Origin of the sequence: Chania multitudinisentens RB-25 (assembly GCF_000520015.2) — a bacterium.
GTDB classification, from domain to species: Bacteria; Pseudomonadota; Gammaproteobacteria; order Enterobacterales; family Enterobacteriaceae; genus Chania; species Chania multitudinisentens.
This window is the reverse complement of sequence record NZ_CP007044.2, coordinates 2580153-2599258: the sequence shown is the minus strand read 5'-3', so window position 1 is coordinate 2599258 and position 19106 is coordinate 2580153. Positions and strand designations below refer to the sequence as shown.

Below are 19106 nucleotides of genomic sequence, written 5' to 3'. Positions count from 1 at the left end.
ATGACAAGCTCAGGGCATTCTATCAGCAACCCGATCTCTTATAATGCTAACAGGCAACATTGGTGCTTACCCCCGCTTATGGAAGCAAGAACTTTTTTTTATGATCCCAACTATGTCCGAACAGTTCGAATAACAGGAACCTGGGTTATGGTTGCCAATGGCGAGCAAGAAAGTACACCAAATATCCCTGTTCCTCCCATGTATGCTGGAACTTATTCATCCTCTATCAGTGGGGATATGTCGATAAATATTTTGCCGGATCTTATCACGCTCCGCATCTCCACATTAGTCTGCACCATCGCCACCACCACCAACGTTAACTTTGGTGGCGTACAACGTAATACTCAGGTTGGAAGCGAATTGGCACGCTTATCCTATCCGCTTGCCGTTGCCTGTTCGCAAGATACAGATCGGATTGATGCCAATATCAACGTCCAGTTCCGCCCTGCCAGCGGCCTGTATAATGCCACACCGACCCGCTTGGCACTGACGCAGGGCGGTGGCTATATTACCGGGGAAATCGATAACGGCGTGACGGGCAGTGGTGCTTGTAATGCAACCACCGGCATTCCGTTTAATAATACCCCGCTTAAAGTGGGCAATATCAGAAGTACCGAAGCCACCAAAATAACCAATAGTCAGCTAACCTGGCGTTTATGCTCTGGTGGCAGTAGTTTACCGCTTGGCCCGGTTGATGCCTCAACAGAAATGCTGGTCACCTTTAACTAAGCACAACCGCAAGGCTCAGGCGCTCTCACGCAGCGCCTGAGCTCAAATCCCAACGCGGTACTCGTAGCCGGATCACCAACCCGCCTCGTTCAGCATTGTGCGCTTCCACCTGCCCACCGTGCGCCAGCACTACTTTACGGGCAATCGCCAGCCCCAGCCCGTACCCTTTACCAGACAGCGCCGATTTCACCCGTACAAAGGGATCAAAAATGCTGGAAAGCTTCGCTTCTTCCACTCCCGGCCCCTGATCGCTGACCTCAATCTGCAACCATTGATCGATACACGTCAGCTCAACCCTAATCTGCTGCCCATGGCTGGAAAAACGCAGCGCATTGCGCACAATGTTATCTACCGCACGGCGCATCAGTTCAGCATTGCCTTTCACCGTGTGCTCCACTTCAACATCAGCCCGCAGCACAATCTCCACACCGGGAATTTGTGCTTCGTAGCGCGCATCGTTCACCACCGCCTCCACCAGCCCATAAAGTTCGAAGTATTCTTCATCAGGCAGACTGTTGTTTTCGGCCCGCGATAAAGCCAGCAGCTCACCGATCATTTTGTCCAGCCTGCCTGCTTCATGTTCAATACGTTGCAGTGAATTTTCCACGTTAGCGGGATTTTGCCGCCCCAGACCGATCGCCAGTTGCAAACGTGCCAAGGGTGATCGTAGTTCATGAGAAACATCGTGCAGCAGTTGCTCACGGGCGCTAACCAACAGTTCCAGCCGTTCAACCATGCTATCGAAATCACGCGCTACGTCAGCAAGCTCATCATGCCGCCGCCGCATCGCCGGGAATAACCGCACCGCCAGATCGCCCTGTGCCACCAGGCCAAAACCCGCACGCAGTTGACGCATCGGCCGCGTCAGATTCCAGGCCAATACCGCACTGAACAACAGCCCTCCTACCCCACCCACCCACAGCATCGGTTCAGGAATGTTCAGAATGCGCCAGCGTTTAGGCGAACGATACTCTTCCCGTAATCCAGCCAGATCATAACTCAGCAAATAACCCTGGTTATCTGCTCCCATAACCCATTCCACCACCTTGGGTGGCAAACGCTCCGTTTCTGCACTTTCCACTGAAGGATGGGCTGCCGGGATCACGGTGAAAAAACGCCGCTCGGCCAACGGCCAATCAGCCACCATCGCTTCCAATGCAGGCATACCGCCGCTGCGCAACATGCTGGCAGCAGAAGTCATTTGCAGGTTGATGATACGCCGGGCAATGCTGGTTTCTGGTGACTCATGGCGGTTGCCATAAAACGTAAAAGTCACCCACAATGCCTGGGTCATAATGAGAAATGTCAGCCAGAAGCCGAGCAGGATTTTCCAGAACAATCTTCCGCGCATAGGCTTCACCTGATGCGGTAACCGATACTGCGCACCGTTTCGATACCCAGTTGATTACCTGTTAACGTACTCAACTTTTGGCGGATATTGCTGATATGAACATCGACGCTGCGATCATAAGCCTCACGCGGGCGGCCCAGCCCCTTTTCCGAAAGCTCATCTTTGGACACCACCCGTTCTGGCGCGCGTAGCAACAGTTCCAGAAGATTGAATTCCGACGCCGTCAGATCAAACGTCTGCCCCTGCCACTCGCTAATCCGGGTTGCCGGGTTCAGCGCCAACCCACCAAATACCAGCACGGAATCCCGGTCTATTGCTTCCGGTTGCTCTTCAAAACGGCGCAGCACGGCGCGCAAGCGAGCAACCAGTTCACGCGGGTAACAGGGTTTGGGCACGTAATCATCAGCCCCCATTTCCAGACCAATCACCCGGTCAATATTGTCACCTTTGGCGGTCAGCATAATGATCGGTAAGCGACTCTTTTTACGCACCTCACGCAGCACATCAATGCCGCTCATGTCCGGCAGCATGATGTCGAGGATCATCGCGGTATAATCCCCGGAAAGCGCACCTGCTACCCCAGCTCTGCCGGTCAGTACCAGAGTTGCATTGAAACCTTCAGCCGTCAGGTATTCACTCAGCATTGTGCCAAGTTCCAGATCATCATCAACCAACAAAATTTTCATGCCTTACTCCCCCTGCTGATTCAGGCCATTCTCTCGCTGATTAATCTGTATCGCAGTCGGTTTTACTCAATCCTTACATATTTCCTGAAGATTAGGCTGCTACACCCATCAGCCTTTAATCAAACACGCCGGTAGAAAGGTAACGATCGCCGCGATCGCAGATAATCGCCACAATCACGCTGCCTGGATTAGCCGCGGCAACGCGCAGTGCGCCAGCGATGGCACCACCGGAGCTAACGCCACAGAAGATCCCTTCACGCTGTGCCAACTGGCGCATAGTGTGTTCAGCGGCGCTTTGGCTCATATCCAGCACCTGATCTATCAGTTCAGGGCGGAAAATACCTGGCAGGTAGGCCGCGGGCCAACGGCGAATCCCAGGAATACTGCTGCCTTCCGCCGGTTGCAGGCCGATAATCTGTATTTGTGGATTTTGGTTTTTCAGGAAGCCGCCCACGCCGGTAATAGTGCCGGTGGTGCCCATGCTGGAAACAAAATGTGTGATACGGCCCGCCGTTTGCTGCCAGATCTCCGGGCCGGTAGTGGTGAAGTGGGCATAGGGGTTATCCAGATTATTGAACTGATCCAGCACTTTACCCTGCCCTTGCTGCTGCATTTCCAGCGCCAGGTCGCGTGCCCCTTCCATGCCCTGCTCACGGCTGACCAGGATCAGCTCAGCGCCGTAGGCTCGCATCGCCGCCTGGCGCTCCATGCTCATGTTTTCCGGCATCAGCAGCTTCAAGGTATAGCCTTTCATTGCCGCAATCATCGCCAACGCAATACCGGTATTGCCGCTGGTTGCTTCAATCAGCGTATCGCCGGGTTTGATTTCACCACGCAGTTCCGCCTGCAGGATCATCGCCAGCGCAGCGCGATCTTTGACCGAGCCTGCCGGATTGTTGCCTTCCAGTTTGGCCCAGACCTCACTGCCCAAACCTGCGGCCAGGCGTTGCAGTTTTACTAATGGAGTATTCCCGATGCATTGTTCCAGCGTGCTCACAATCGTTGCCTGTGTGTCATGTAAAAAGGCAACCCCAAGGGTTGCCTTATACTCATCATACTTCAAGCTGCATGTGCGTTGGCTGCGTTCGCACACCCCAGTCACAGAGTTTATCTATGCCTCTGGGGGTTCTCGAACTTGCCGCCTTCCTGCAACTCGAATTATTTAGAGTATTAAATACGAGTAATGGGGGTTAAAAGTTATCAGGCGCTTTTCGCTAACGCAACCGGTTGTAACAATTGTTGATCGGCATACAGGCGGGCGTTCAGGCTACCCACGTAATAACGGCCACCGCGTGTGGGTGCCGAATTGCCTTCCGATAACACTACGCTGATCGGTTCCTGATGCCAGCCAATAGGCTGTACGGTCAGTTGCCAGAAGTGGCCGCGTGGGCTGACTTCCAATACCTGCACCGGTAATGGGCAACGGGCGCTGCTCTCGGTGCTGATTTCCATCTCCCACGGGCGCAGGAATAAATCAACGCGGCCCTGATGCATTGGCTGGAACGACAGCGGCCACTGATGTGCGCCAACAAACAGTTGTGAACCACGGATTTCGCCGTTCAAACGGTTCACTTCGCCCATAAACTCCAGCACGAAACGGGTAGCGGGTTCACGCATGATCTCAGTCGGTGAACCCACCTGCTCGATGTTGCCCTGGCTCATCACCACGATGCGATCCGCCACTTCCATCGCTTCTTCCTGATCGTGAGTCACAAATACGCTGGTGAATTTCAACTCTTCGTGCAGTTGGCGCAGCCAGCGGCGCAGTTCTTTACGCACCTGTGCGTCCAGTGCACCAAAAGGCTCATCCAGCAGCAGAATCTGTGGTTCCACCGCCAGCGCCCGCGCCAAAGCCACACGCTGTTTCTGGCCGCCCGAAAGCTGTGACGGATAACGGTTAGCCAAATGACTCAACTGCACCATCTCCAGCAGTTGCTCCACTTTCTGTTTGATCGCGGCCGCATTCGGGCGCTCACGGCGTGGCAACACGCTCAGGCCGAAAGCGATATTGTCGAATACCGTCATATGGCGGAACAGCGCATAGTGTTGAAACACAAAGCCAACCCGGCGATCGCGCGCATGTACACGGCTGACATCGGTGCCATGAAAGCCCAAAGTACCGCCGCTCTGGCTTTCCAAACCGGCGATAATCCGCAGCAAAGTGGTTTTACCGGAGCCCGACGGCCCCAGCAGGGCCACCATTTCGCCAGAAGGAATATCGAGCGAGATATCGTTCAATACCTTGGTACGCCCGAAAAATTTATTGATACCATTGATCTCAATGCTCATGATTTTCCTCCCGCTCAAGACGTGCATTCTGGCGTGCTAAGCGCCATTGCAATCCGCTTTTCAGAAATAAGGTCACTATCGCCATCAGGGTCAGCAGCGCCGCGGCAGTAAAAGCCCCGGCGGTGTTGTAATCCTGATGCAGTAATTCAACTTGCAAAGGCAAGGTATAGGTTTCACCGCGAATCGAACCGGAAACTACCGACACCGCACCAAATTCACCAATCGCGCGCGCATTGGTCAGCACCACGCCGTACAGCAATGCCCAACGGATATTCGGCAGCGTGACGCGGCGGAACATCTGCCAGCCAGAAGCCCCCAGCAGCACAGCGGCTTCATCTTCCTGGCTGCCCTGGCTCAACATCAGCGGTACCAGTTCACGTACCACGAACGGGCAGGTGACAAACACCGTTACCAGCACCATGCCGGGCCAGGCAAACATCAGTTGGATGTCATGCGCCTCCAGCCAGCCACCGAGCGGCCCATTGGTGCCGTAAAACAGCAGATACAGCAACCCCGCCACCACAGGCGAAACGGCAAAGGGTATATCAAACAGCGTCAGCAGCAATTGGCGGCCAGGAAACGTGAAACGCGTCACCAACCAGGCCAGCAACGTGCCAAACACCAGGTTGACCGGTACGGTAATCAGCGCCACCAGCACCGTCAGCCAAATAGCATGCAACATGTCCGGGTCGGACAGGTTTTGCCATACGGCGCCCGCGCCAGAGGAAAATGCCTCGGTAAAAATCATCACCATTGGCACCACCAGCAGCAGGACAGAAAACAGCACGCCGATAGCGATCAGCGCCCATTTGCCCCAGTTAACCCTTGGGCGTTCTACGCCACGGAAAGCGGTAATATCAGCCATCAGTGCCCTCCAATACGGCGGCCAAAGCGGCTCTGCAAAACGTTAATGGCAAACAGCAACAGTAAAGAGGCTGCCAGAATCACCGAAGCAATGGCGCTGGCCGCTGGGTAATCGAACTCCTGCAAACGGACAAAAATCATCAGTGAGGTGACTTCGGTCTTCCAGGCGATGTTACCGGCGATAAAGATCACCGCGCCAAACTCGCCCAGGCTGCGGGTAAACGACAGTGCGGTGCCGGCCAACAGCGCCGGAGCCACCTCTGGCATCACTACCCGGCGGAAACTCTGCCAGCGGCTGGCCCCTAACGTTTCGGCTGCTTCTTCGTATTCCGGCCCCAACTCTTCCAGCACCGGTTGCACGGTGCGCACCACGAACGGAATGCTGGTGAACGCCATCGCCACCGCAATCCCCAACCAGGTGAACGACACTTTGATATCGAACTGTGCCAACCATTGGCCGTACCAGCCGGTGGTGGAAAATAACCCGGCCAGCGTCAAACCAGCCACCGCCGTGGGCAGCGCAAAAGGCAAATCCATCAGGCCATCCAGCAAAGAACGGCCAGGAAACTGATAACGAGTCAGTATCCAGGCCATCAACATGCCAAACACCGCGTTAAAGATACTGGCCACGCCCGCCGCCAACAGTGTGACTTTATAGGCGGCCACCACTTGTGGATTGGTGATCACTTCCCAGTATTGAGCCAGGCTCATCTGCGCCAGTTGCATCACCAGCGCGCTGAGTGGCAACAGCAAGATCAGGCAGGTATACAGCAGGCTGCTCCCCAGGCTCAGAGTAAAGCCGGGCAAAACCCGTTTGCTGGACAACGCCAACATTACTTACGCCCTGCCGCTAATAACTGATCCAGTTCACCGCCGGTCACAAAGTGCGTGCTCATTACCTGCGGCCAACTGCCGAACTGCTCTTCCACACGGAACAATTTGGTCTGCGGGAACTGGCCTTTCGCCGCGTCCATCGCTTTCTGGTCATAGACCCGGTAATAGAAACTGGTGATCACCTGCTGTGCTGCGGGGCTGTACAGGTAGTTCAGGTAGGCCTGCGCAGCCTGCTCGGTGCCGTTTTTCTCAACGTTTTTATCCACCCAGGCCACCGGGAACTCTGCCAGAATGTCTACCGGCGGGACGATCACCTCGTATTTGTCTGCGCCGTACTGCTTACGGATATTGTTCACTTCTGATTCGAAGCTGATCAGCACATCGCCCAAACCACGTTCAACAAAGGTCGTGGTTGCGCCACGGCCGCCGGTATCAAACACCACCACATTTTTCAGGAACCGGGTCATAAACTCGCGGGTTTTGGCCTGATCGTTATCATTGGCCTGGCTGGCAGCCCCCCAGGCAGCCAAATAGGTATAACGGCCATTACCGGAAGTTTTAGGATTCGGGAACACCAGTTGCACGTCACTACGCACCAGATCGTTCCAGGTATGGATGCCTTTCGGGTTACCCTTACGCACCAGGAACGCCATGGTGGAATAAAACGGCGAGCTGTTGTTCGGCAAACGTTGCTGCCAATCGGCCGGGATCAACTGGCCGCGATCGTGCAGGATCTGGACATCGGTCACCTGGTTATAGGTAACGACATCGGCACGCAAGCCTTGCAGGATCGCCAACGCCTGTTTAGAAGAACCGGCATGAGATTGTTTGATCGTCAGTTTGTCGTTCGGATGCTGTTGGTTCCATTGCTGTTCAAAGCCGGGATTCAACGCAGTAAATAATTCACGAGAAACGTCATAAGAGCTGTTGAGCAATTCAGCCGCAGAAATTGTCCCGCTGGCTAATAACAGTGCAGCCAGCCCTCCTTTCAACACACTACTTTTATGTTTCATTCTGCACCTTATACACTCAGCCGAACCGCCGGACTGTCGCCCTGATAATGCTCAGTGTATTTATAACTCGATGCAGACCTGTAACGCTTTTATATACCGTTTAGTGATGTTAAAGCATCAAATGCTATAAGGCAGGATGGGAGCGGTGTTACCGCAAAAGCAGGCGAGCCGGAGCCAGTAACACTGGCTCCAAATCGTGCATTTAAAGTGACAACAGGCGCGTCAGTGATGGCGCAAAGTAGTAGCTGCCCGTCACCGCACGGCTGAAACGCAGTAAAGCATCGTGTTTGCCATCCAGTTCACCGAACATGCTCAGCAGCTGTTTTTCAATATTGTGCAGGCGGGCGCAGTAGGCAATAAAGTACAGGCCATGCTTGCCGCTGGCAGTGCCATAAGGCAGGCTCTGACGCAAAATTTTCAGCCCTTTGCCTTCTTCTTTGAGATCGACACGGCTGACGTGCGATGTCTCTGGCCGCTGTTCCGGCGGCAGTTCCTCGCTGCTCTGTTTGGTACGGCCAATCATCTGCTCCTGCTGTTCAGTGGTAAAACGCTGCCATTGGCGCAGATTATGTTCGTAACGCTGCACCAGCACATAGCTGCCGCCTGCGTCTTCTTCATCTTCACCGATCACCGCAACAGCCGGGCGATCTTCACCTTGTGGGTTTTCGGTGCCATCGATAAAACCGCTTAGATCGCGCTCTTCTATCCAGCGGAAACCGTGGGTTTCTTCTTCAACACGGATGGTGCTGCCAAACGCGGCCAGTGCCGCCTGCGCCACAGAAAAATTGACATCATGGCGCAGAGATTGAATATGGATCAGCAAATCACGCTGGGTGGCCGGTGCCAAGCCTTTGCCTAACGGCGTGAAAGGCTTCAATTCTTTGGCTCCCTGGCCGTTCGAAAGATCGTGCCAAACGTCAGCACCAAAGGCCACCACCGCGCCCAAATGAGCCTCTGGGAATTGTTGCTGCAACGCGTTCAACGCCTGGCAGAATTGTTTGCATCCCTGACGCAAATCAGCGAATTCGCCCTGTACCATGGCTTCAATAAAAATACCAAAACGGCAGTGTTCCAACAGGAGCCCGCTCTGAACCTGTGTCATTGTTATTATCCTCAATCTCTGGGATGTAATGGGGCCACCGCAGGCACCCACCGAAAATTATTGTGCTTTGGCATGCCAGATGATTTTACTCACCGTCCAATTCCGCAAAGTGTCATCAGGCGGAATCAGATCCTGCGGGCCTGCCCATCTGCCACTGAAGATATAAGTAACATAGCGGCTCTGTTCCGCCACACACTCAACGTTACCCTCATCCTCACCAGTACCCAGTTTGCAGGCCCCATAGGCTTTGCTGAAGAGTTCACTGAATGGCGTACCCAACTGGCTGCCCCATTCGGTAGCAATACTGGGGTCCATCATGTCAACTCGCTGTACCTGGCCCTTCGGCACACCGGTGATCACCAACTTCACCTGGTCGCCGTCCAATGCCTGGTAATAGGAAACGATCTGGCCGTTGCTGGTTGCCATGCCGCCACGCAGGCGGTAATTGTTGTTCAGGCCTTCGCTAATCGCCGTTTCCGTCATTGGAGTGCTGGCATTGATACCCCCCACCCCTTTGCCGCTCACTTCTATACTGCCGCCAAACCAGTTGAACGGCGACAGGCTGGACCAGGAGAAATTGCTCAGGGTCGAACAGCCGCTCAGTAACAACGGTAGCCCTAACAGCAGTGGGCGAATATTCATCTCATAGCTCCTTAACATCAAACACATCAGCCATTTCAGCCTCTCATAACTGCCTGGGCGACACCATCGGTTGCGAGCTTGGAGTGTGCAAATTGGGAAAAGTGCCGCAGAAACCAGGAATTAATCTATGCTTCTGGTGGCATAAAACAGGCCTTTAGCCGTTGATTGAACAACAGATAACCTAACGCCAAGATATCAAGCAACGCCAACACCATCTCCAGCGACGGTTCATTACCGCCCTGCGCCCATAGGCTGTAGAGCGCCCCCAGTAAAGCCGCCAGCAAAGAGGCCGCCAATACCCAGCGCCAGCAACGCCACAGGCGCGGCCACTGCTGGCGGCGGCCACAAATCAGAAAAGCCAGTGCCGCTGGCAGGCCCAACAAAATACCGTACCAAAAACGCTGAGTATCGGGGTAAAACAGTTGCAACAATCCGGCGCCCTGATCGCGTGAGGCTCCCGCCATCACAAACAATATCCAGGTGCGGGCCTGGAGTATCAAAACTCCCCAAAACCACAGTGGGAGACGCAGTACGCCATGCTGATCGTAATCGTCCGGTGAAAACCGGGGTGCTGAGCCCTTCAAACGCCATTCCTTGCTTATACCATGGTTATTCTTTCAGATGGCGGCGACATAGACCATTTTCAATATCCAGCTTAAGAACCTCTTAAGATCCTTATGGTTTAATCCTCTGCAACAAAACAGACAGCCTGATAGATAAAGCTACAGGCTCCATAACAGATAAAAGGACAAATCCAGATGAAAAAAATCGCGTTGATAGCATTAATCGCCCTGTGCAGTGCGCCGGTTCTGGCACAACAAGGCGGCTTCCTTGATCCGAACGCGCCACAGGCTCAGGTACAAAACACACCGCAAGGTGGTTTTTCCGGCCCAAGTGCGGCATTGACTACGGCAAATCAGGTCAAATCACTGAACGACAACGCCTGGGTGATATTGCAGGGTAACCTTGAACAGCGCATTGGTGATGATACCTATACCTTCCGCGACGCAACCGGCACTCTGACGGTCGAGATCGATAGAAAACGCTGGAACGGCCAAACCATCACCCCGAAAGACAAAGTGCAGTTGGAAGGGAAAGTGGATAAAGAGTGGAACAGTGTGGAAGTTGACGTAAAAAGCATCAAAAAACTGCCATAAACGATAATGGGGCGGTGAAGGCTCATCGCCCCACGCGTTTAATATTCCTGATCTTCGATCAACCGCTTACCCAAGCAGGTAATGCCTTGGATCTCATAGCCCAGCTTTTCATACATCTCAATCACGGTATCATTGTCTTCGCGCACCATCAGCTGAATTTTCGGGCAACCCCGGGCAATCAGCTTTTTCTCCAAGCGGTTAATCAGCGCGTTGGCAATGCCACGGCCCCGGTAATCCGGGTGCACTCCAAGATAGTATGCTGAACCACGGTGGCCGTCGTAGCCCCCCATCACCGACCCCACCACTTCGCCCCCGACTTCGGCCACCAGAAACAGTTCCGGATCGTGATTCAGTTTACGTTCGATATCCATCTCAGGATCGTTCCACGGCCGCAGCAGGTCACAACGTTCCCACAGAGTAATGATTTCTTCAAAGTCGTCTTGCCGAAATACGCGAATTTCCATTGAGGTTCACCATCATAAACAGTGTTTCTCTGATTATACCCAAAGTGATTGAAGTTGCAGCACAGACCTAGGCTAATCCCTCATCTCGCCGGGAACCGCCACCTTGCTGCACCCCTGATGATTTTGAGTATATACTTGGCGCCCTGTTCAGTTACCCGTTGTGAATAACCTGTATGAATTTACCCACCATTGAGGCAGTAAAAAGCTTTCTGTTAAGGCTGCAAGATCATCTTTGTGAACAATTAGTACAGGCCGACGGCGGTGCCGATTTTCATGAGGATTGTTGGGAGCGTGAAGAAGGCGGCGGTGGCCGTAGCCGGGTTTTAACCCAGGGTGCCGTATTTGAACAGGCTGGCGTCAACTTTTCCCATGTTTTCGGCGCTGCATTACCTGCCTCCGCAACCGCCCATCGCCCTGAATTAGCCGGGCGCAGCTTCCAGGCGATGGGGGTTTCCGTGGTGATCCACCCGCTCAACCCTTATATTCCCGCCAGCCATGCCAATGTGCGTTTTTTTATTGCCGAAAAACCGGGAAAAGACCCCGTCTGGTGGTTTGGCGGCGGCTTCGATCTGACCCCGTTCTATGGCTTTGCAGACGATGCCGTGCATTGGCACCGCACGGCACAACGGCTCTGTGCCCCATTCGGGGACGATGTATACCCGAAATATAAAAAATGGTGCGACGACTATTTCTTTATTAAGCACCGTAACGAAGCACGCGGCATTGGTGGTCTGTTTTTTGACGATCTGAACACCCCGGATTTCGCGACCTGTTTTGCGTTTACCCAGGCCGTAGGCGAAGGTTTCTTAGACGCCTATCTGCCGATTGTGGCAAAGCGCAAAACATTACCTTGGGGCGAGGAGCAGCGTCAGTTCCAGCTTTACCGCCGCGGCCGCTATGTGGAATTCAATCTGGTGTGGGATCGCGGTACGCTGTTCGGGCTACAAAGCGGTGGCCGTACCGAATCGATTCTGATGTCCATGCCGCCTCTGGTGCGCTGGGAGTATAATTACCAACCGGTAGAAGGTAGCCCGGAAGCCGCGCTTTATCGCGATTTCCTGCCCGTTCGCGACTGGTTGCAGGAGCAAGAATAATGCAGATTTGGGTTGATGCGGATGCCTGTCCGAATGTGATCAAAGAAGTGCTGTTCCGCGCGGCAGAACGCACCGCCATGCTGGTGACCTTGGTCGCCAACCAACCATTGCGCACTCCGCCATCTAAATTTATCCGCACTCTACAGGTTGCCGCAGGTTTTGACGTAGCAGATAACGAAATCGTGCGCCGTTGTAAGCCTGGTGATTTGGTGATCACCGCCGATATCCCGCTGGCCGCCGAAGTGATAGCCAAAGGCGCGATTGCCCTCAATCCGCGCGGGGAGAGCTACACGCCGGATACCATCCGTGAACGCCTGAATATGCGTGATTTTATGGATACCCTGCGAGCCAGCGGTATCCAGACCGGGGGGCCAAACACCCTGAATCAGCGCGATCGCCAGCAGTTCGCCAACGAACTGGATAAATGGCTACAGCAGGCGAAACGAGCGCAATAACGCTGCGGTAAGGCATAAAAAAAGCCCCCCGTTGCACGCAGCGGGGGGCCTTGATCATCACATTACAGCGGTGCGGTCTGCGCTTCTACGACCGCCAGCGCCACCATATTGACGATACGGCGTACCGATGCGATCGGCGTCAGGATATGTACCGGTTTAGCGACTCCCATCAGTACTGGCCCCACGGTCACCCCTTCGGAAGAAGACACCCGCAACAGGTTGTAGCTGATACGCGCCGCCTCCATATTCGGCATAATCAACACGTTAGCCGCCCCTTTCAACGGGCTGTCTGGCATCAGGTCATGACGAATACTTTCCACCAGCGCAGCATCACCGTGCATTTCACCATCAATTTCCAATTCCGGTGCTATCTGGTTGACCAGCTCCAGCGTTTTACGCATTTTGCAGGCTGCCGGGCTGTTAGAAGAACCAAAGCTGGAATGGGATAACAACGCGACCTTCGGCTCAATACCGAAACGGCGCACGGTTTCCGCCGCCATCAGCGTGATTTCTGCCAGCTGTTCTGGCGTCGGATCGTCGTTAACGTAGGTATCAGCAATAAAGGTGTTACCACTCGGCAGCAATAACGCATTCATCGCTCCGGCCACATGCGCCCCGGCGCGGAAGCCCAGCACTTTCTCCACCACTTCATAATGCTCATGGTAACTGCCGATGGTGCCGCAGATCATGGCATCGGCTTCACCACGGTGCAGCATAATCGCCGCGATCAGCGTTGGGTTACCGATCACTGCGCGGCGTGCCTGCTCTTGTGAAACACCGCGACGCTTCATGATCTGGTAATACTCACCCCAGTACTCATTGAAACGCGGATCGGATTCATTGTTCACCACTTCGAAATCTTTGCCTGATGTCAATTGCAGGCCCAGTTTCTTCAGGCGCATTTCGATCACGCTTGGGCGGCCAATCAGAACCGGGTAGGCTAATCCCTGCGATACCAGCTCCTGCGTCGCATGCAGTACCCGCTCCTCCTCACCTTCCGCCAGCACCACCCGTTTCATCTCTTTCTTCGCCTGTGAGAAGATCGGCTTCATAAACAGGTTGGTTTTGTAAACGAACTCGGTCAGTTTCTCAACATAGGCATCAAAATCCTGGATTGGACGGGTAGCAACCCCCGAATCCATCGCCGCCTTAGCCACCGCCGGTGCAATCTTCACAATCAAACGCGGATCGAAGGGTTTTGGAATGATATATTCCGGGCCAAAAGAAAGATCCTGGCCACCGTAGGCCGAAGCCACCACGTCGCTCTGCTCTGCCAGCGCCAGATCGGCAATCGCATGCACACAAGCCAGCTTCATCTCTTCATTAATGGTAGTGGCACCTACATCCAGCGCGCCACGGAAGATGAACGGGAAGCACAGCACGTTGTTAACCTGGTTTGGGTAATCCGAACGCCCGGTGCAGATGATGGCGTCCGGGCGCACCGCTTTAGCCAGCGGCGGCAGGATTTCCGGTTCCGGGTTAGCCAGCGCCATGATTAATGGATCTCTGGCCATGGTTTTCACCATTTCCTGCGTCAACACACCAGGGCCGGAGCAGCCGAGGAACATATCAGCCTGCGGAATGGCATCACCCAGCGTCCGCTGGCCATTATCTTCGATGGCATAGGCCGCTTTGGTTTCCTCCATGTGAGCATCGCGGCCTTTATAGATCACGCCTTTGGAGTCACAAACGGTAATGTTCTGCTTACGCAGCCCCAGCGCCACCAGCAGGTTCAGGCAAGCAATAGACGCAGCGCCTGCGCCTGATACCACCAACCGCACGTCGGAGATGTTCTTTTTCACCACGCGCAGGCCGTTCAGCGCCGCAGCGGTGGTAATGATCGCGGTACCATGCTGATCATCATGAAACACTGGGATATTCATGCGTTCACGCAGCTTTTTCTCAATATAGAAACATTCCGGTGCTTTGATATCCTCCAGATTAATCCCGCCAAAGGTAGGTTCCAATGCGGCAATCACGTCGATCAGTTTGTCAGGATCAAGTTCATCAACTTCGATATCGAACACATCAATACCGGAAAATTTCTTAAACAGAACGCCTTTTCCTTCCATCACCGGTTTACCGGCTAACGCGCCGATATTCCCCAGCCCCAGCACCGCCGTACCGTTGGAGATCACCGCCACCAGGTTACCGCGCGCGGTATATTTGTAGGCGGCCAACGGATCGGCGGCGATTTCCAGGCAAGGTGCCGCCACGCCTGGTGAATAAGCCAAGGCCAGATCGCGCTGCGTTGCCAGCGGTTTGGTTGGAGATACCTGAATCTTCCCAGGAACAGGAAACTGATGGAAATCAAGAGCACTCTGTTTGAGCTGTTCGTCCATTATGGGGTCCTTTGCTTTCTACTTTTATGTTGAGGTAAGGCAGTTAAAAAATTTATGCTTGACCAGTATAGTGAGAGAATTGTCACAAACTTTGAAGCGTGCCATAACCTTGATTGAAACTTGCAAATAAAAGTTAAAAAGAAATTACATCGGATGAAAAAACCACATAATCGTACTACTAGGCAAAGCCCCTTAATTGACCGTGGTGTAATTAAGGGCTTTTGTTTAGAGTGTCAAACCAGAACGCCAAGCATTGAGCATTTCCACCTGCCCAGCACAGGTTTGTAACGCCATTTGCAGCGCCAGCGTATAACTCACCGCATCCCCCCAGGTATTCCCTGACAACAACGGCTTTTCGCACCGGGTAAATACCGTTTCAGGGGGCAGCGGTTGCAGCACCGATGGCGGTGGTGGTGGTTGGGCGCAAGAGCTCAAGAACAGCATCAGGCATAGGCTGCTCAGCGCAGGCATTATTTTTAATCGCATCACGATACTTCCTTTGATTATCCTTGTATTGCTGACGCCATTGTTGTTCCTGTTGCAATTGAATAGCCATCAGCACACGATTCTCCACATCTTGGGTTTGTAACCGGGTAATTACCCCGATTTGCTGCGTAGACAGCGTTCGCTGTTCACGCAATTGCAACTGAGCAATTTCCAGCCGTTGCACCAATATTGAGCTATACCAACCCAGGCTAATGGCAACTAACAACAGCACCAAGAACCCTCCCTGAGCCCATTTTTGCAGCCAACCGATCATGCTGGGTAATCCTTGAACGGCAACTGGAAATGCGGCCCGTCCTTCAGGGTTTTCCACTCGCCACCCCATTCCACATTAATGCCGCACTCCTGTGCAGCACGGCGGACTGCCACCGCGATTTGGGCATAGTAATCCCATTCCCAGGACACCACGCCTGCGGGCATAGCCACCACATCTACCGCGTGCCCGGTGAGATGGCGGCTCTTTAACGTCTGGCTCTTACCCTCATGCAGCAGATCACGCTGGCGGGCCATTGAACGTAACCCTTCGCTGATTGAGAAAGGAACTAATGCATAACGCAGAGCCAGGCGCATTACCTGAACCAAATCAGGATGTACACCAATTAATTTTTTCTCGCTGTTCGCAGTAAACTGGATCTCAGATATTTCATTTGTCATTTTTTAACCCCACTTTTTTATTAATCAGTTTTTTAATCAAATCACTAAGATAATCGATGCCAAGAAAGCCGATTAATACGCTGGCAATATTGGCCCATTGCAGTTTTACGCCTATCAGCGATAACAAATCACGCACTGTCACTGCTAATAGTGCACAGATGCAAGCATTTAATAAGCACTTTCTTATTTTCATATTCCTGTAGGCACCATTTAATAGTGCCATCACCCCAGCCAAAATGGCATGTATAAGCGGTTGAATATATTCGCAAGCACGCGGAATGATCAAACTAATAACGTCTGATTTTAAGCTAGACATAGCTCTCTCCCATTTTATAAAAACTCATTACGATAGTGGCCACCCCAAGTGGTAAGCAAAATTTAGTGAAATACCCTATAACAAAGCAAACGAATTAAATTTTCAGATAGAGTAAAAAACATTCATCATATTTTTACTACCCCTATTACAATGAGGTTGATGGATAAATCATTAATGTACTCATTATTAGCAGAGCTTCTTTTAATCGTTATCTCTATAGTCAAAATTGTTTAACAACAAATGAGTGATGCTAATAACACTATTATTAATAACAACATATCCCAACTACTTAGACGAATAATTATACGGATAACCAGACGCCTGTCATTCACTACCTGATGTTTAGCCTCTCACCGAACGAAGCATAACAATTGGCAAAACTCCGCAGCCATCAGCCACAGAGTTTTCTTCAAGTAGCCATTGAATCAACTTAGTTTAATAGTTACACCAAGGGTATCCTCCTTCACGCACCACTTCGCGCCCCATCAGGCTGCAAACATCACTTTTGCGGAGCAGACGTTCGTACCACCAATTGAATCCATCTCCTTTGCTGGCCGGATGCCACGCCAGCCAGATCATTTCATCCCCCTTTTGTGTGTCTACTGGCACCGTCACCAGTTCTCCGCGCCTCAACTCTTGCTCAATCAGTGAAGAAGGTAAGAATCCATGACCAATCCCCCGTTTGAGCAAGGCCAGTTTGCTTTCCACATCACATACCACTAATTGCCGCTGCCGTGGCAAAATACCCGCATTACGTTTAGGCAGCTCATGGCTGCTATCAGCAATAGCCACGACGATATCATTTAACCGCTGGTTCTTGCTGACCGCTTTTTTCTGCGCCGCAAAAGGGTGCGAAGGAGAGACACAGAGCACAAATTCCAGCTTGCCAAGCATCAGCGTTTTTGCCTGTACACTCTCAGGGATTTGCCCGATAGCGATGATCAAATCTGCACGATTATTTTTCAAAGCATCCCAGGTCCCATTCAATGACTCTCGTTGCACCGAGATATTGGCATTGGGGCAATGCTTAATATAGTCACGAATATCCTGAGTAATCGTTTCCAGCAGGAAAAACTTATCCACTGCTATACGAATATTACCATCTGTTTTAGGAATATTTTTCACCCGGCTTTCCAGATCCTGCATCGCATGCAATATCCAGATTCCCTCCTGTAGCAAAAATTCCCCTTCATCCGTCAAAGAAACTATAGGCCCATTACGATGAAAAAGCTTCACACACAGTTTACTTTCAATATTAGAAACACGATAAGATATTGCAGAAGGTGTTTTATGTAATACTTCTGCTGCCATAGAAAAAGAGCCTGTACTTTTAATCGTACTGATTACTTTAATCGCATCCAGAGATAATTTGGTCATATATACCCCCTCTAACCTGATATGAAAAAATTAGCAATAAGTTCCCCTACCTGTTGGCACGTAAAAGTCAAAATAGGCTTTACTGAAGGCTTATTGAATCTTTATTAAGATTTCATTGAAGCTTTGTTTAATAGAGAACAATATACTCCCATACTTATAAAGCATACTATGTGCACACTTAGTATAATATCTTCTTACATTGGCTTTTGACGCATGCATAATAACCACTCCGTCCTTTACTTTACGCTTATAGTGCAAAATTTGTGGTTGCGGCTAGCTTCTCAACACTGCTGAGAATAATAGTTAATGAAAATAACATACTCCAAATCATTAAAAATCACCTGAAAAATATTTCACTGCCTCTTTAAATAAATTTCATCATATTCCGCTCAATTTACAACTGTAAATTTATATTTATAAAGCGAACATTTTTACGATGATATTTTCAATCAACAGCTAATAAAAATATCCATTATCCACCGTGATGGAAATGGTAAAAATAGAGCACACCAATCATCTTTCTTATTTCACTCTTAGGAGGGTAATAATTGGTGGAAATAGAATCAAATCATGAATTATCATTCACGAACCGGAGTTATTATGAAAAAAACATCTTATACACTGCTTTCATTAAGCCTATTGAGCATCTCAATGTGGGGAGTTTCCATGCAGTCCAGCGCCCATGGTTATGTTGAATCTCCAGCCAGCCGGGCCTATCAGTGCAGGCAAGAACTCAATACCCAATGTGGCAGCATACAATATGAACCGCAAAGCGTTGAAGGCCCGAAAGGGTTTCCACAAAGCGGCCCACCGGATGGTCATATCGCCAGCGGCAATAAAGCTCCTTTTTTTGAACTGGACCAGCAGTCGCCATCACGCTGGAATACACTAAACCTGCAAACGGGGGATAATTCTTTTACCTGGCATCTGACTCAGCCTCACCGTACCACCAGTTGGCGTTATTTCATCACCCAACAAGGTTGGAATACCGCACAACCACTGACTCGCGCCTCCTTCGATCTGGTCCCGTTTTGCCAATTTGATGAGGCTGGAGCCATTCCAGAAACTAAGGTGGTCCATCACTGCAATATCCCAACCGACCGCAGCGGTCCACACGTGATCCTTGCCGTCTGGGATATCGCAGATACTGGTAACGCTTTCTATCAGGCTATTGATGTCAATCTGAGTCATTAATAGAGCACATCAAAAAGGAAAGGGGCGGCTTGAAAAAGC

General features: G+C 51.8%; 22 protein-coding genes. 5 read left to right on the top strand and 17 right to left on the bottom strand.

Annotated elements, in window-relative coordinates:
• Positions 1-237: 237 nt before the first annotated feature.
• Complete coding sequence (locus Z042_RS26590) at positions 238-729, top strand: hypothetical protein (RefSeq protein ID WP_236849247.1); 492 nt, start codon at positions 238-240, stop codon at positions 727-729.
• A 25-nt stretch (positions 730-754) separates the two neighbouring features.
• Here the strand turns inward: Z042_RS26590 and Z042_RS11450 are convergent, their stop codons facing one another.
• The 10 genes from Z042_RS11450 to Z042_RS11405 all read right to left on the bottom strand — a co-directional run bounded on the left by Z042_RS11450 (position 755) and on the right by Z042_RS11405 (position 10094).
• Positions 755-2080, bottom strand: a complete 1326-nt coding sequence (locus Z042_RS11450) for an ATP-binding protein (protein ID WP_024912585.1) — start codon at positions 2078-2080, stop codon at positions 755-757.
• A gap of 5 nt (positions 2081-2085) precedes the next feature.
• On the bottom strand, positions 2086-2766 hold the full coding sequence (locus Z042_RS11445) for a response regulator transcription factor (RefSeq protein ID WP_024912586.1): 681 nt from the start codon (positions 2764-2766) through the stop codon (positions 2086-2088).
• Positions 2767-2881: 115 nt separating this feature from the next.
• On the bottom strand, positions 2882-3763 hold the full coding sequence (gene cysM, locus Z042_RS11440) for a cysteine synthase CysM (protein WP_024912587.1): 882 nt from the start codon (positions 3761-3763) through the stop codon (positions 2882-2884).
• A gap of 203 nt (positions 3764-3966) precedes the next feature.
• Positions 3967-5055, bottom strand: coding sequence for a sulfate/thiosulfate ABC transporter ATP-binding protein CysA (gene cysA / locus Z042_RS11435; RefSeq protein ID WP_024912588.1), 1089 nt, complete (start codon positions 5053-5055; stop codon positions 3967-3969).
• A complete protein-coding gene (gene cysW, locus Z042_RS11430; protein WP_024912589.1) occupies positions 5045-5920 on the bottom strand; it encodes a sulfate/thiosulfate ABC transporter permease CysW in 876 nt (291 codons plus the stop codon). The genes cysA and cysW overlap by 11 nt, the downstream gene beginning before the upstream one ends.
• Positions 5920-6753 (bottom strand): sulfate/thiosulfate ABC transporter permease CysT, encoded by an 834-nt coding sequence (gene cysT, locus Z042_RS11425; protein WP_024912590.1) that lies wholly within the window; start codon positions 6751-6753, stop codon positions 5920-5922. Before cysT ends, cysW begins: the two co-directional genes overlap by 1 nt.
• Positions 6753-7766 carry a sulfate ABC transporter substrate-binding protein gene (locus Z042_RS11420; protein ID WP_024912591.1) on the bottom strand — a complete coding sequence of 338 codons (1014 nt, stop codon included), beginning with the start codon at positions 7764-7766 and terminating at the stop codon, positions 6753-6755. Before Z042_RS11420 ends, cysT begins: the two co-directional genes overlap by 1 nt.
• 202 nt (positions 7767-7968) lie before the next feature.
• Positions 7969-8868, bottom strand: coding sequence for a Dyp-type peroxidase (locus tag Z042_RS11415; RefSeq protein WP_024912592.1), 900 nt, complete (start codon positions 8866-8868; stop codon positions 7969-7971).
• Positions 8869-8925: 57 nt separating this feature from the next.
• On the bottom strand, positions 8926-9510 hold the full coding sequence (locus Z042_RS11410; RefSeq protein ID WP_024912593.1) for an RpoE-regulated lipoprotein: 585 nt from the start codon (positions 9508-9510) through the stop codon (positions 8926-8928).
• A gap of 125 nt (positions 9511-9635) precedes the next feature.
• Positions 9636-10094 (bottom strand): DUF2919 domain-containing protein, encoded by a 459-nt coding sequence (locus Z042_RS11405; protein WP_024912594.1) that lies wholly within the window; start codon positions 10092-10094, stop codon positions 9636-9638.
• Between the two features lie 174 nt (positions 10095-10268).
• On the opposite strand from Z042_RS11405, the gene Z042_RS11400 reads away from it, so the two are divergent.
• Positions 10269-10667: a YgiW/YdeI family stress tolerance OB fold protein gene (locus tag Z042_RS11400; protein WP_024912595.1), complete on the top strand. Its 399-nt coding sequence runs from the start codon at positions 10269-10271 to the stop codon at positions 10665-10667.
• A 38-nt stretch (positions 10668-10705) separates the two neighbouring features.
• On the opposite strand, the gene Z042_RS11395 is transcribed toward Z042_RS11400, so the two are convergent.
• On the bottom strand, positions 10706-11131 hold the full coding sequence (locus Z042_RS11395) for a GNAT family acetyltransferase (protein WP_024912596.1): 426 nt from the start codon (positions 11129-11131) through the stop codon (positions 10706-10708).
• 173 nt (positions 11132-11304) lie between these two features.
• On the opposite strand from Z042_RS11395, the gene hemF reads away from it, so the two are divergent.
• Both hemF and Z042_RS11385 read left to right on the top strand, forming a co-directional pair.
• Positions 11305-12225: an oxygen-dependent coproporphyrinogen oxidase gene (gene hemF / locus Z042_RS11390; RefSeq protein ID WP_024912597.1), complete on the top strand. Its 921-nt coding sequence runs from the start codon at positions 11305-11307 to the stop codon at positions 12223-12225.
• Positions 12225-12680 carry a YaiI/YqxD family protein gene (locus tag Z042_RS11385; RefSeq protein ID WP_024912598.1) on the top strand — a complete coding sequence of 152 codons (456 nt, stop codon included), beginning with the start codon at positions 12225-12227 and terminating at the stop codon, positions 12678-12680. The genes hemF and Z042_RS11385 overlap by 1 nt, the downstream gene beginning before the upstream one ends.
• 62 nt (positions 12681-12742) lie before the next feature.
• On the opposite strand, the gene maeB is transcribed toward Z042_RS11385, so the two are convergent.
• From maeB to Z042_RS11355, 6 genes are all read right to left on the bottom strand, one after another.
• Positions 12743-15022, bottom strand: a complete 2280-nt coding sequence (gene maeB / locus Z042_RS11380) for an NADP-dependent oxaloacetate-decarboxylating malate dehydrogenase (protein ID WP_024912599.1) — start codon at positions 15020-15022, stop codon at positions 12743-12745.
• Positions 15023-15247: 225 nt separating this feature from the next.
• Positions 15248-15466, bottom strand: a complete 219-nt coding sequence (gene lysC, locus Z042_RS26945; RefSeq protein WP_045784786.1) for an Rz1-like lysis system protein LysC — start codon at positions 15464-15466, stop codon at positions 15248-15250.
• Entirely contained in the window at positions 15399-15782 is a 384-nt protein-coding gene (locus Z042_RS11370) for a DUF2570 domain-containing protein (protein ID WP_037406580.1), read from the bottom strand. Before Z042_RS11370 ends, lysC begins: the two co-directional genes overlap by 68 nt.
• Positions 15779-16159 carry an L-Ala D-Glu endopeptidase ChiX gene (gene chiX / locus Z042_RS11365; RefSeq protein WP_470255756.1) on the bottom strand — a complete coding sequence of 127 codons (381 nt, stop codon included), beginning with the start codon at positions 16157-16159 and terminating at the stop codon, positions 15779-15781. The genes Z042_RS11370 and chiX overlap by 4 nt, the downstream gene beginning before the upstream one ends.
• 10 nt (positions 16160-16169) lie before the next feature.
• On the bottom strand, positions 16170-16496 hold the full coding sequence (locus Z042_RS11360; protein WP_024912602.1) for a phage holin, lambda family: 327 nt from the start codon (positions 16494-16496) through the stop codon (positions 16170-16172).
• Positions 16497-16931: 435 nt separating this feature from the next.
• Positions 16932-17873: a LysR substrate-binding domain-containing protein gene (locus Z042_RS11355; RefSeq protein ID WP_024912603.1), complete on the bottom strand. Its 942-nt coding sequence runs from the start codon at positions 17871-17873 to the stop codon at positions 16932-16934.
• 600 nt (positions 17874-18473) lie between these two features.
• On the opposite strand from Z042_RS11355, the gene Z042_RS11350 reads away from it, so the two are divergent.
• On the top strand, positions 18474-19067 hold the full coding sequence (locus tag Z042_RS11350) for a lytic polysaccharide monooxygenase (protein WP_024912604.1): 594 nt from the start codon (positions 18474-18476) through the stop codon (positions 19065-19067).
• Positions 19068-19106: the final 39 nt, after the last annotated feature.